This is a genomic window from Thermoanaerobacter siderophilus SR4 (assembly GCF_000262445.1).
Classification (GTDB): Bacteria; Bacillota; Thermoanaerobacteria; order Thermoanaerobacterales; family Thermoanaerobacteraceae; genus Thermoanaerobacter; species Thermoanaerobacter ethanolicus.
Genome location: NZ_CM001486.1, coordinates 369246 through 382072, shown reverse-complemented (window position 1 = coordinate 382072; position 12827 = coordinate 369246). Strand labels below are relative to the sequence as shown.

Sequence of the window (12827 nt, the reverse complement as noted above, 5' to 3'; positions counted from 1 at the left end):
ATGAAAGTTATCGTTCTTACCCGGGGAGGTCTCAAGGATAAGTCATGGAAGTAAAATCTGAAGTGACAACCCATACAGTGATGTATGGTTGAACCTTGAGAAGTCAGCAGAGGTCATAGTACTTATCTAGACATGAATAGATAAGGAAGGACCGAACGTTAGGAGGTTTTGGAAATCTTATGGACTCGAAAGATATGCAGAGACTGCAGACAACTCAACAAAGAGGCTATCCGTTGAATAGAGAAATGGAATTTCAAAAGACAACGGAAGTGCATAGTATATCATCGGCGTCGGAAGATGGAAGAAACGAGGTACAAAGATATACCGGCAAGATGCTTGAAATGATAGTAGAACGAGGGAACATGGAAGCAGCATACAAGCGCGTTGTTGCAAATAAAGGAAGCCATGGAGTCGATGGGATGGAAGTAGATGAACTTCTACCGTATCTCAAAGAAAACTGGCCAACCATAAAACAACAACTGCTGGAGGGGAAATACAAACCACAACCAGTGCGAAGAGTAGAAATTCCCAAACCAGATGGAGGAGTAAGACTACTAGGAATACCTACAGCACTAGATAGACTAATACAACAAGCAATAGCCCAAATACTGAATAAAGTCTACAACCATACATTTTCAGATAGCAGTTATGGATTCAGACCAGGACGCAGTGCAAAAGACGCAATAAAAGCCGCAGAAGCATACATAAATGAAGGATACACATGGGTTGTAGATATGGACTTAGAAAAGTTCTTTGACAGAGTAAACCACGACATAATAATGTCCAAACTAGAAAAGCGGATAGGGGACAAAAGAGTACTAAAGTTAATACGAAGATACCTAGAATCAGGAGTAATGATAAACGGAATCAAAATATCAACAGAAGAAGGGACACCCCAAGGAGGGCCATTAAGTCCCCTATTAGCAAACATAATGTTGGACGAACTAGACAAAGAACTTGAAAGGAGAGGGCACAAATTCTGCCGATATGCAGATGACTGCAACATATATGTAAAAAGCAGGTCTGCAGGAAACAGAGTAATGAAGAGCATAAAGAAATTCATAGAAAGCAAATTAAAACTAAAAGTCAACGAAGCAAAAAGTGCTGTAGATAGACCATGGAGAAGAAAATTTCTTGGATTTTCATTCTATACAAAAGAAAACGAAGTAAGAATAAGAATCCATGAAAAATCCATCAAAAGGTTTAAGGAAAAAGTAAGAGAAATAACCAATCGGAACAAGGGAATAAGCATGGAAAACAGAATAAAAAGACTAAATCAAATAACAACAGGATGGGTCAACTATTTTGGATTAGCAGACGCGAAAAGCATAATGAAAACCCTTGACGAATGGATAAGGCGAAGACTAAGGGCATGTATATGGAAACAATGGAAGAAGATAAAAACGAAGCATGATAACTTAGTAAAACTAGGAGTAGAAGAACAAAAAGCCTGGGAATACGCCAATACAAGGAAAGGCTACTGGAGAATATCCAATAGCCCAATCCTAAATAAGACTCTTACAAATAAATACTTTGAAAGCATAGGTTATAAGAGTTTATCCCAAAGATATCTAATTGTACACAATTCCTAATGAACCGCCGTATACCGAACGGTACGTACGGTGGTGTGAGAGGACGCTGAATAAAATAATTATTCAGCTCCTACTCGATAATAATTAAATCACGTGAAAAGTTATAAAAAATTTTTATTTTTATTATTGACAAAATGTCATTTTTATTTTATTATATAGTTAAGCGTTTTACTAAAACGTTAAACTAAAATTTAATAGGTGATGAATTTATGGCTGTAACAATAAAAGATATTGCAAAACTAGCGAATGTATCAATTACAACAGTATCGAGAGTTATAAACAATAAAAGTGAAGGGGTTAGTGAAGAAACTAGAAATAGGATTCTTCAATTAGTGAAAGAATTGGGTTATCAACCTAATGCAATAGCACGAGGATTAGTTACTAAAAAAACTAAAACTATCGGTCTTATAATTCCCGATATTTCCAACCCATTCTTTCCTGATATTGCCCGTGGTGTAGAGGATAGTGCTCACATTTACGGTTACAACGTCTTCTTGTGCAATACAGATGACAATTTGGAGAAAGAAAGCGAGTATATAAATGCACTAAAAGAAAAATATGTCGATGGTATAATATTTACCAGCAGTTCTATTCCTAAACATGAACATATTACAGACCTTATAAAAAGTGGTATTCCAGTTGTCATAATGGATAGGCGCATTGATTCTGAAGATATTTATGGTGTGTTTCTTGATAACTACGAAGGTGGTTACATTGCAACAAAGTACCTTATAGATTTAGGGCATAAAAGGATTGGTTGTATAACAGGACCACTGTATATTAGTAATGCTATTGAAAGATTGGAGGGGTATAAAAGAGCTTTGGTAGATAATGAAATAGAAGTCGATAATAGGCTCATATTTGAAGGAGATTATAAGATAAATAGCGGCATAATTGGGGCGGAAAAATTGTTAGAGCATGAAGTAACAGCTATTTTTGCCTCTAATGATTTAATGGCATATGGAGCGTATAAAGCCATACGCTCATATGGTTATAAGATTCCTGACGATATCTCAGTTGTAGGATTTGATGATATACAGCTTTCACAAATACTAGAACCACAGCTTACAACTATAAGGCAACCTGCTTATGATATGGGCTTAACTGCTGCAAGAATGTTAATTAAACTTATCGAAGGGAAAAAAATGAATAAGAAGATTGCTAATTTTAGGCCTCAACTGATAATACGGCAAAGTACAAAAGATATTGTTTAAATAATTTTAGCGAAGCGTAGTATGTGATGTAATGGAAGGATTTTTGCAATAACTACAAAACAAATATTCTTTAAAAACATTGTGAAGTTAGAAATGGTTAGTAAATTCGAAGTAAAAATATATGAAATAAATACATGTAGGTTGTTTTATTTGTGTTATCAATTACCAATTTATTCTTATAAATGTTTTTAAAGGATTATAGGTTAAAAGCTCTTACTAAAACCATGTAATCCTTTAAAATAGATTGTAAAATCCTATAATATATAAATTTAAAAACTTGTGAGGATTTTACAAAAATTGACTCAAAAATTTTAAAAATGGAGGGAAATAAAAATGAAAAAATTTTTGACAATTTTGACACTATTGTTATTAGTTTTGGCAATGACTTTAACAGCCTGCGGAAAAGCTAATAATGCACCTGAAAAACAAAATACAACTTCGACTAATGCAGAAAAGCCCCTTAAAGTTGTTCTTCTTATAAATGGAACATTAGGTGACAAATCATTTTTTGATTCGGCTAATCATGGAATGGAATTAATCAAACAAGAATATGGTGACAAAGTGGTAACTAAGACAATTGAAATGTCATATGACCAATCAAAATGGGAACCAACTCTCCAAGATGTGTCCGAACAAGATTGGGATATTATAATTGTTGGTACCTGGCAGATGACTGAATATCTCGAGAAGATAGCTCCACAGTATCCGGATAAAAAATATATAATATTTGATACGTCGGTTGATTATTCAAAGGGTAATTTATCAAATGTGTATTCAATATTGTATAAACAAAATGAGGGTTCCTTCCTTGCAGGAGCGCTTGCCGCAAAAATTGCAGATTCAAATATGCCTCTTGTAACTGGTAAAAAATTAATAGGATTTTTAGGCGGAATGGATATACCTGTTATAAATGATTTTCTTGTGGGATATATTCAAGGTGCTAAATATGTGGATAAGGATATAAAAGTAGCCATTTCTTATATAGGAGACTTTTCTGATTCGGCAAAAGGTAAAGAATTAGCACTTGCACAATATGATCAAGGAGTAACCATAGGATTTAATGTTGCAGGACAGGCTGGACTTGGCCAACTTGATGCTGCAAAAGAAAAAAATAGATACGTTATAGGTGTTGATTCAGATCAGGCATTGTTGTTTTCCTCAGACCCCGCTAAAGCAAATTTAATTGTTACTTCAGTTTTAAAAAGAGTTGATAATTCTCTTTTAAGAGCAATAAAAATGTATAAAGAAGGCACATTAAAATTCGGAGAATCTGAATCACTAGGACTTAAAGAACAAGCCGTAGGTTTAGCGGATAATGAATATTACAGGAAAATAGTACCAGAAGAGTTTAGAAAATTTGTAGAAGACCTAAAAGTTAAAATAATTAATGGAGAAATAAAAGTAGATTCTGCATTAGGAATGGATACAAATAAACTTAATGAAATAAGAAATTCTGTTAAGCCTTAAAACTATAAAGGTTGGGTATATGCATTAATTGTTTGTTAATGCATATACCTATCTTGATAAATAGGAGGAACTGGGATGAAATTTGAAGTATTAAAGATGGAAAATATTACTAAAGTTTATCCAAATGGAATAGTAGCAAATAAGGGAGTAAATTTTTCAGTAAAAGGCGGGGAAATACATGCTTTAGTTGGGGAAAATGGAGCGGGAAAAACGACATTAATGAAAATACTTTTTGGGCTTGAACATCCAGAAGAAGGAGCAATATATATAAATGGTAATAGAGTGAGTATAAATTCCCCGATAGATGCGATAAAAAATGGTGTAGGGATGGTTCACCAACATTTTATGCTTGTTCCTTCACTTACTGTTGCAGAAAATATAATTTTAGGAGTAGAGCCACAAAAAAATGGGTTTATTAATTTTAAAAAAGCGTTAGAAATTACTCAAGCATTATCAGAAAAATATAATTTAAATGTGGATCCTAAAGCTGTAGTTGAAGATCTTCCTGTTGGGATGAAACAAAAAGTGGAAATATTAAAAGCTCTTTTGAGAGGCGCTAAAATATTAATACTCGATGAACCTACTGCTGTTTTAACGCCACAAGAAACAGAGGAATTGTTTAACCAGCTTATCCAGTTAAGGAATAACGGTCATACGATTATATTTATTTCCCATAAATTAAATGAAGTAAAGCAAATATCTGAGAGAGTTACAATAATGAGAAATGGCAGAAATGTAGGTGTGTTTAATACAGTAGATATTAGTGAACAAGACATATCAAAACTCATGGTAGGAAGAGATGTAATTTTGAAAATTGAAAAAACTAAAAGCAAACCAGAAGATGTAATATTAAGTGTAAAGAATTTAAGTTATATAAATGAGGCAGGCAAAGTAGTTTTAAAAAATATAAATTTTAATGTTAGAAAAGGGGAAATATTAGGTGTTGCTGGAGTAGAAGGGAATGGCCAAAGAGAACTTGTTGAAATTATTACTGGACTTAGAAAGCCTGATAAAGGAGAAGTAAAAATAAATGGTCATCAAATAAATTATTTGACAATCAAAAAAATAAGGGAGCTAGGGACTTCACATATACCAGAAGATAGGATGACTTATGGAGTTGCAGCGGATGCTTCAATAATGGAAAATTTAGTATCTGATAGATTCGAAAAAAGAGAGTTTAATAGAGGAGTTTTCATGGATATAAAAAAATAAATAATTTATCTAACCAATTAGTAAAAGAGTTTGGAATTAATTGTAGTTCCCCCAATCAAAAGGTAAAAATGCTATCAGGAGGCAATATCCAGAAAGTTGTGGTGGCAAGAGAATTTTCTTCGAATCCAAAACTTTTAATTGCTAATCAACCTACAAGAGGTATTGATGTTGGCGCTACTGAATTTATACACAAAAGAATTGTTGAATTGAGAGATAAAGGAGTAGCAATTTTGCTTATATCTGCAGATTTAAATGAAGTAATGGAGTTAAGTGATAGCCTTATAGTTATGTTTGGTGGTGAAATTGTAGCTTATTTTGAGGATGCTTCTAAAGTTACTGAAGAGGAACTTGGAGCTTATATGTTGGGTCTAAAAAAACAATCTTTAGAAGAGATAAGGAGAGTTTTATATGCGTAAAGAAGCAATATTCGAGATAGCAAGAACTTTAATCGCTATACTTATTTCGCTTTTACTTGCTTTTGTAATTATATTATTTATAAGCAAACAACCGGGAGAAGCACTATCAAAATTTTTGGTGGGACCCCTATCAAAGGTTAGATATTTTAGTAATGTTCTTGAAATGGCTATACCATTAACCTTTACTGGCCTTGCAATAAGTGTTATGTTTCAGGCAAAGCAATTTAATCTTGGAGCAGAAGGTGCATTTTTTGTAGGTGCTGTAACAGCCGCGGTTATTGGAATTACCTTTAGTTTTCCCAATGGAATACATCCACTTGTTGCAATAATTTGTGGCGGATTAGTTGGAGGTACCTTTCTTTTTATACCAGCAATTTTAAAGGTAAAATGGAATGCTAATGAGCTCGTCTCTTCCCTTATGCTAAACTATATACTGTTTTATCTTGGGATATTTATTATAAATTATTATTTCAGGGATTCAATGGCTGGTGCAATGGTATCGTATAAACTTAAGACTACAGCACTGATACCTAATCTTATACCTCGGACGAGATTACATTATGGACTGTTACTTGTAATAACAATGATTGTAATTGTATATTACTTTATGTACAGAACAAAATGGGGCTATGCTATAAGAATGACAGGATTAAATCAGAAGTTTGCAGAGTATTCAGGAATAAATATAAAATTAGTTATGCTTTATGCTCAGATAATAGGTGGTATAATTGCAGGAATGGGAGGAGCTACTGAATTACTTGGAATGTATACAAGGTTTGAATGGCAAATGTTACCTGGATATGGATGGGATGGTGTAATAGTTGCAATACTTGCAAGAAATAATCCTTTGTTAGTACCAGTGGCGGCAATTTTTCTTTCTTATTTGCGAATAGGTGCTGATTTAATGGCTAGGATGACCGATATCCCAAGTGAAGTTGTATCTATCATACAAGCACTGGTAATAATGCTTGTTGCAGCTGAAAGCTTTCTTGCAAGTTGGAGACATAAAATTGTTGTGAAAAAAGCAAAAGAAGAAATGGCTATTAGTAATGGAGGTAAATCTAAATGAATATTATAGAAATCATTTTTTCAGCCAATTTTGTTTATGCAATTTTGAGAGTTACGACTCCTATATTATTCGCGGCTCTTGGAGCTATTGTATCGGATAGAGCTGGAGTTATAAATATAGCTTTGGAAGGTACCATGTTAGCAGCTGCTTTATCTGGAGTAATTATAAGTGCGCTTACACATAGTGCCTGGCTAGGTCTTTTAGCAGCTTTAATAACGGGTGTTATGATGTCAATACTCCTTGCATATTTTTCTATAAATTTGAAAACGGACATAGTATTAGCAGGGATAGCCTTAAACCTCCTTGCTAGTGGAGGAACCATATTTGTTCTTTATTTAGTTGCTCATGACAAGGGAATTTCTTCTTCTTTAAAGAGTGAAGTGTTACCCAAAGTAACTATTCCTTTAATAGAAAAAATACCTTTCTTAGGGTCAATATTATCAGGACACAATATTTTAACATACGTCGCTTTAGGGACAGTTTTTTTAGTATATATATTATTATACAAAACACCACTTGGTTTAAGAATAAGAGCTGTTGGCGAAAATGCTGATGCAGCTGATTCAGTAGGGGTAGGTGTTAATAAAGTTAGATATATTGCACTTATACTAAGTGGTTTACTTGCTAGTTTTGGTGGTGCTTATATGTCAATGGGATATGTATCATGGTTCTCAACTAATATGACTGCGGGAAGAGGATTTATTGCTCTTGCAGCAGAAGCTATGGGAAAAGGAACACCTATTGGGACTTTCCTTGCATCACTTTTGTTTGGTTTTGCAGGAGCATTAGCTAGTAATCTACAATCTTTTAGAATACCTTCGGAATTTGTACAAATGATTCCTTATATAGTAACAATAATAGGTCTTGTTATATATTCATCGAGTCAAGCAAATAAAATTATTAAAAAATAGGTGACTGCAAAATGAGATAAATATTAGAGTAAAAAAGTTACATTACAAGGAACAAAATAAAGAAATTACATTTTAAAGTCATGCTCAAGACGGAAAAAGAGAAATGGAAGAAAGATACAAATTCAAAAAAGACAATACTTAACACACCTTTTTAATGTAAAAAGGTGACAAACAAATCAAACCATAAGAACAAGTTATCAAGCCAAAAGTTTTTTCAAAGATAAAGGATGTTCAAAAGTACCAAGCTTTGCAGTAATAATTAAACCAATATGCTGAGTGATAGCCCCAAGAAAAACATCAGCTTTGATTGACCTGGTATTTATGAGTTTAAAGCTATCAACAGCGATAGAACTTTTTAAAAGAGAAATAGATTTTTCAATAATAGGGCGTTTTTCATAAAGTTTGGACCACTTTTTAGAGTTACGAGGGACAACAGTATTTTTTCTAAAATCAATATCAAGGGTAGTATAGAATATTCTGCCACATTTAGAAGAGGTACAAGGGTTATCACATTCAAGAATATAAGTAGTTTTACCATTTAGTCTAACTTTTTTGGACATAGGGCAAAGCCATTTAATTCTGGTAGTTCTACCTTTTTCCCGAACGATACCATCATAGGACATTTTAAGAGAAGGGTCACGGGGACAGGTAGGGATACCATCAGAGTTAAAAGTAGGTTGAGGTAAGTTTTTAGAATTTCGAGGGTTAATAGGGATAATAGGGATTATGCCATGCTCTGAGAGCAAGTATTTGTAATTATCAAAAGAATCAAACCCGGCGTCACCTAAGAAGTATCTATAAGAGAAATTAGGATGTAAATTAAAGAATTCATTAAGAGAAGGGATTAAAGTTTTAGAATCATATAAATCTTTAGACTCGGCAGCAGATTTAGCATCATTGACATCTAAAGAATCATCGTCATAGAAACTAATATGCTGAATAATGCCTAAGCCATTAGTGAGGATGGTAACTTTGATAGAGTAACAATAATGGCCATTAATATAAGAGAATTTAGCATCAGGATTAGAGTGAGCGAACTTAGGCATTTTAGAACAAGCATAAGAGTGGGCATTAAAATCAGGATTAGATTTAGAAAGCTTTTTAACATTTCTAAATAAAGAATCAAAGAACTTAGGATTATTTTCTCTGACATAAGGTTGAAAGCCAGTAGTATCAGCGATGAGGATATTAGAAAGTGAAGGATTAATAGCCTTACAAATAGGCTCAGTTAAATTAACAAGATTATTGAAGAAATTCTCCAAATCTTTGAGGAAAATGGATTTAAATCTAGAGAATTGAGAAGGATGAGGGACTCTTTTAAAGCCACAAAGCTCTCTTAATTCTTTAGATAGCTTAAGAACATGGACAAGGAGTTGAACAGTAGGGATAGAGAGAATTTTTTGGATAAACAAAGCAGTGAGCATAGACTCAAGGGAAAAATCTCTATGACGCCCGAAGTGAGAATAATAATGGGCGTAAAAAGAAGGCGGAATAAGTTCAGATAAATCAATAAAGGAATCAAAGAGTTTAATAAACTTGGGTTTATCTTCCTCAAAGAAAGATTGAACATCAACGTAAATATCGGCGAGATAAAGTTGTTTAGCTTTGGTTTTCATAGGAGTTCCCCCCTTTCTTTCCGTGATTCGGCCTTTTATATAAATTCGACGAAAGCGGGGGAATTCCTTTGAAAATATACAGCAGAATCCCTTAATCCATAAGGATTTTGGGATTCTGCAAAGACCTAATTATTAAAAAAGCAAAGGGGGAATAAAAAGTATGAGAAAACCTGTGATTATTGACTGTGATCCTGGGCATGATGATGCTATAGCTCTTCTTTTGGCGTTTGCAAATGATAAACTTGATGTCAAAGCAGTTACTACTGTTGCAGGGAATCAGACAATTGAAAAAACTTTTAATAATGCCCTTAAAGTTCTTAGTTTTGCCGGAATAAATACTGTTGTAAGTAAAGGTGCAGAAAAACCTCTTTTAAGAGATTTAATAACAGCGCCAGAAGTTCACGGAGATAGTGGCTTAGATGGTCCTGAACTTCCACCCCCTAATTTTAAACCTAGTAGTAAAAATGCTGTTGAAACTATTATGGAAGTAATAAATGAAAGCAATGAAAAAATCACTATAATACCTACAGGACCTCTTACTAATATAGCCACAGTACTACTTTCTAATCCTGAAATAAAAGCTAAAATAGAGAGAATTGTATTAATGGGAGGATCAATGATAGGTGGTAATTGGACTCCTGCAGCGGAATTCAACATACTTGTTGATCCTGAAGCTGCGAGTATTGTATTTAATTCTGGGGTACCTATTACTATGTGCGGCCTTGATGTTACGCATAAGGCACAAATATATAAAGAGGAGGTTGAAGAAATTAGGAATATTGGGAATAAAGTTGCTATTATGGTTGCAGAGCTTCTTGATTTTTATGGAAAATTTCATGAACGTTTTGGTTTTAAGGGAATGCCATTACATGATCCAGTAGCTGTAGCATATGTTATTGATCCCACGATAGTAACAACTCAATCTTTTTATGTTGAGATAGAAATAAAAGGAGAATTTACTAATGGATGTACTGTTGTAGATTACTATTATGTACTCAAAAAACCCAAGAATGTTGAAGTAGTGCTTGATATTGATAGAGAGCGATTTATTAAAATGTTGTACGATGCTATGAGGAAATACAATTGAGGAGGGATCGAAATTGAAAAAAAGTGTAATTATAGATTGTGATCCTGGAGTTGATGATGCAATAGCGCTTTTTATGGCATTTGCTAGTGAAAAACTTGATATAAAAGCAATAACAACTGTTGCAGGAAATGTAAGGTTAGAAAAAACATCTAAAAATGCTTTAAAATTAACTGAATATGTTGGCTATGATGTAAAAGTCGCAAAAGGTGCTTCAAAGCCAATAATTAGGGAGCTTGTGACGGCAGAATTTGTCCATGGACAGTCAGGACTGGGGAATATGGTGTTACCTGAGCCTGATGGTGCTTTTTACACTAAAAATGCCTATGATACGATATATGAAGAAGCAACGAATTGCGAAAATGGGTTAGAAATAATAGCACTTGGACCATTAACAAATATTGCAATTACTCTACTTAAATATCCAGAAATAAAAGAAAAACTAAAACACATCACTATAATGGGAGGATCTACGGAATTAGGGAATCATACTCCTGCAGCAGAATTTAACATTTATGTTGATCCTGAAGCAGCAAAGATTGTGTTTGAATCGGGGATTCCTATCACTATGGTAGGACTTAATGTTACAAATAAGGCATATATTACAGCAAAAGATCTAGAAGAGATATTATCGTATAACAATAGACCTGCTGAACTTGTGGGTAAAAGTTTGATGTCTCTTGTGGATTTTTTTAAAAACCTAGATTTTAAAGGAGTGCCTCTCCATGACCCGGCAGCAATGGCAACAGCTATTGATGAAGGTCTTTTAGAAACAAAATTATTGCATGTTGATATAGAGACTAAAGGTAATATTACAAGAGGGAAGACAGTTGTTGATATTTACGGAGTTACTGGTAAAAAACCCAATGCAAATGTTGCTGTTGATATAGATCGTGAAAAATTTATAAATCTTTTTAAAAGGTTGTTGAAAAGTTATGGTATATGACTTAATTTTGAAAAATAGTAATATAATTGATAAAAAAGGTGAAATAAAAAAGAATTTAAATATATATATAAATCAAGGAGAAATTGTAAGAATATCGGGAGAGTCCAAAGAGGTAGCTAGTGCAAAAGAAATAATTGATTGTGGTAATTTATTTATAACTCCTGGTTTAGTTAATCTCCATACTCATTCTCCAATGAATATTTTTAAGGGTATTGCAGAAGACGTAGATATTGAGGATTGGTTTAACAAAGAAATATGGCCTTATGAAAGTAAGATGAAGGAGGTGGATGTGTATTATGGTGCACTTCTAGCAATTGTTGAAATGATTGAAAATGGAGTTACTGCGTTTGCTGACCATTATTTTTATGCCGAAAAAGTTTGTGATGCAGTTTTGGAAACAGGGATAAGAGGGGATATTGCGCCTACTTTATTTGGGGTTTCTGAAAATTTTGATGAAGAATTAAAAAAAGTTTCTCACCTTATTGAAGAAAAGAATGGCATAAATGATCGACTTAGCCTAAGATATGGTCCCCATTCACCTTATACCTGTCCACCTAAAACGTTAAAAAAATTATTGATGCTGCTAAATATTATAAAGTAGGATTGCATATACATATGGCGGAAACAGCAAAGCAGGTAGAAGATAGCATCAATACTTATAGGAAGACGCATTTTGAGATATTTTATGATGCTGGTGGTTTTGATATTCCAACAATAATTGCCCATGGTTTATGGGTGAATGAAGAAGATTTAAAATATTTAAGCAACAGTAGTTATTTTGCAGTAACTCCAAAAACATATATGAAACTTAACATGGGATTAGGGAATATATGGAAATATTATAAGCAGTTAAACATTGGTTTTGGTACAGATGGTGCTGCAAGTTCAAACTCTCTTAGTCCCATTGAACAAGCTCGTTTATTTGCACTTTTAGGGAAACTTAATTATAAAGCAACTGAATATAGATTAGAAGAAATATGGGCAATGATAATGAAAGGACACGAGGTATTAAATTTTAATATTGGAGATATTAAAGTAGGGTGTAAAGCGGACCTAATATTTTGGGACTTAAATAGAGTTAATACTATGCCGGTGTATAATCCCCTTGCTTCAATTATATATAGTGCTGATTCGCAAAATATTATTCATGTTATGGTAAATGGCATTTTTTTAAAGAAGAATAGTAAATTGATGATTGATACTACTGAAATTATAAAAGAAGCTCGTGAACATGCAAAAAAAATTCTTGAAAGGGGAAAAGGGTACTCAAAGATATATTTTTAAAACTTAGGGGTCGATA

At 33.4% G+C, this 12827-nt stretch carries 10 protein-coding genes and 1 pseudogene; 10 read left to right on the top strand and 1 reads right to left on the bottom strand.

Translation table 11 applies throughout. From position 1 onward, the window contains the following. The first annotated feature begins 179 nt into the window (after positions 1-179). The 7 genes from ltrA (at position 180) to THESIDRAFT1_RS01815 (ending at position 7881) form a co-directional block, all read left to right on the top strand. Positions 180-1592: a group II intron reverse transcriptase/maturase gene (gene ltrA, locus THESIDRAFT1_RS01840; RefSeq protein WP_006569145.1), complete on the top strand. Its 1413-nt coding sequence runs from the start codon at positions 180-182 to the stop codon at positions 1590-1592. A 209-nt stretch (positions 1593-1801) separates the two neighbouring features. After that, a complete protein-coding gene (locus tag THESIDRAFT1_RS01835; RefSeq protein ID WP_006569347.1) occupies positions 1802-2806 on the top strand; it encodes a LacI family DNA-binding transcriptional regulator in 1005 nt (334 codons plus the stop codon). 333 nt (positions 2807-3139) lie between these two features. Then, positions 3140-4273: a BMP family ABC transporter substrate-binding protein gene (locus tag THESIDRAFT1_RS01830; RefSeq protein ID WP_006569346.1), complete on the top strand. Its 1134-nt coding sequence runs from the start codon at positions 3140-3142 to the stop codon at positions 4271-4273. 75 nt (positions 4274-4348) lie between these two features. Then, positions 4349-5485: an ABC transporter ATP-binding protein gene (locus tag THESIDRAFT1_RS01825; RefSeq protein ID WP_244262708.1), complete on the top strand. Its 1137-nt coding sequence runs from the start codon at positions 4349-4351 to the stop codon at positions 5483-5485. Between the two features lie 68 nt (positions 5486-5553). Continuing rightward, positions 5554-5901 carry an ATP-binding cassette domain-containing protein gene (locus tag THESIDRAFT1_RS15035; RefSeq protein ID WP_244262707.1) on the top strand — a complete coding sequence of 116 codons (348 nt, stop codon included), beginning with the start codon at positions 5554-5556 and terminating at the stop codon, positions 5899-5901. Further along, a complete protein-coding gene (locus tag THESIDRAFT1_RS01820) occupies positions 5894-6970 on the top strand; it encodes an ABC transporter permease (RefSeq protein WP_006569344.1) in 1077 nt (358 codons plus the stop codon). The genes THESIDRAFT1_RS15035 and THESIDRAFT1_RS01820 overlap by 8 nt, the downstream gene beginning before the upstream one ends. Further along, on the top strand, positions 6967-7881 hold the full coding sequence (locus THESIDRAFT1_RS01815) for an ABC transporter permease (protein WP_006569343.1): 915 nt from the start codon (positions 6967-6969) through the stop codon (positions 7879-7881). Before THESIDRAFT1_RS01820 ends, THESIDRAFT1_RS01815 begins: the two co-directional genes overlap by 4 nt. 197 nt (positions 7882-8078) lie before the next feature. On the opposite strand, the gene THESIDRAFT1_RS01810 is transcribed toward THESIDRAFT1_RS01815, so the two are convergent. Continuing rightward, on the bottom strand, positions 8079-9497 hold the full coding sequence (locus THESIDRAFT1_RS01810; protein WP_006569342.1) for a transposase: 1419 nt from the start codon (positions 9495-9497) through the stop codon (positions 8079-8081). Between the two features lie 160 nt (positions 9498-9657). Here THESIDRAFT1_RS01810 and rihA point away from each other — a divergent pair, with 160 nt between their 5' ends. The 3 genes and pseudogenes from rihA (at position 9658) to THESIDRAFT1_RS14870 (ending at position 12811) form a co-directional block, all read left to right on the top strand. Next, on the top strand, positions 9658-10584 hold the full coding sequence (rihA, locus tag THESIDRAFT1_RS01805) for a pyrimidine-specific ribonucleoside hydrolase RihA (RefSeq protein WP_006569341.1): 927 nt from the start codon (positions 9658-9660) through the stop codon (positions 10582-10584). A 13-nt stretch (positions 10585-10597) separates the two neighbouring features. After that, positions 10598-11527, top strand: a complete 930-nt coding sequence (locus tag THESIDRAFT1_RS01800; protein WP_006569340.1) for a nucleoside hydrolase — start codon at positions 10598-10600, stop codon at positions 11525-11527. Further along, positions 11517-12811 (top strand): annotated as a pseudogene (locus THESIDRAFT1_RS14870) (amidohydrolase family protein). The gene THESIDRAFT1_RS01800 and the pseudogene THESIDRAFT1_RS14870 overlap by 11 nt, the downstream one beginning before the upstream one ends. Positions 12812-12827 lie beyond the last annotated feature (16 nt).

What these genes read in the sequence shown, in the direction of transcription:
- ltrA (WP_006569145.1), top strand. Translation starts at nt 180, where the DNA reads ATGGACTCGAAAGATATGCAGAGACTGCAGACAACTCAACAAAGAGGC.
- THESIDRAFT1_RS01815 (WP_006569343.1), top strand. Translation starts at nt 6,967, where the DNA reads ATGAATATTATAGAAATCATTTTTTCAGCCAATTTTGTTTATGCAATT.
- THESIDRAFT1_RS01810 (WP_006569342.1), bottom strand. Translation starts at nt 9,497, where the DNA reads ATGAAAACCAAAGCTAAACAACTTTATCTCGCCGATATTTACGTTGAT.
- THESIDRAFT1_RS01825 (WP_244262708.1), top strand. Translation starts at nt 4,349, where the DNA reads ATGAAATTTGAAGTATTAAAGATGGAAAATATTACTAAAGTTTATCCA.
- rihA (WP_006569341.1), top strand. Translation starts at nt 9,658, where the DNA reads ATGAGAAAACCTGTGATTATTGACTGTGATCCTGGGCATGATGATGCT.
- THESIDRAFT1_RS15035 (WP_244262707.1), top strand. Translation starts at nt 5,554, where the DNA reads ATGCTATCAGGAGGCAATATCCAGAAAGTTGTGGTGGCAAGAGAATTT.
- THESIDRAFT1_RS01830 (WP_006569346.1), top strand. Translation starts at nt 3,140, where the DNA reads ATGAAAAAATTTTTGACAATTTTGACACTATTGTTATTAGTTTTGGCA.
- THESIDRAFT1_RS01835 (WP_006569347.1), top strand. Translation starts at nt 1,802, where the DNA reads ATGGCTGTAACAATAAAAGATATTGCAAAACTAGCGAATGTATCAATT.
- THESIDRAFT1_RS01820 (WP_006569344.1), top strand. Translation starts at nt 5,894, where the DNA reads ATGCGTAAAGAAGCAATATTCGAGATAGCAAGAACTTTAATCGCTATA.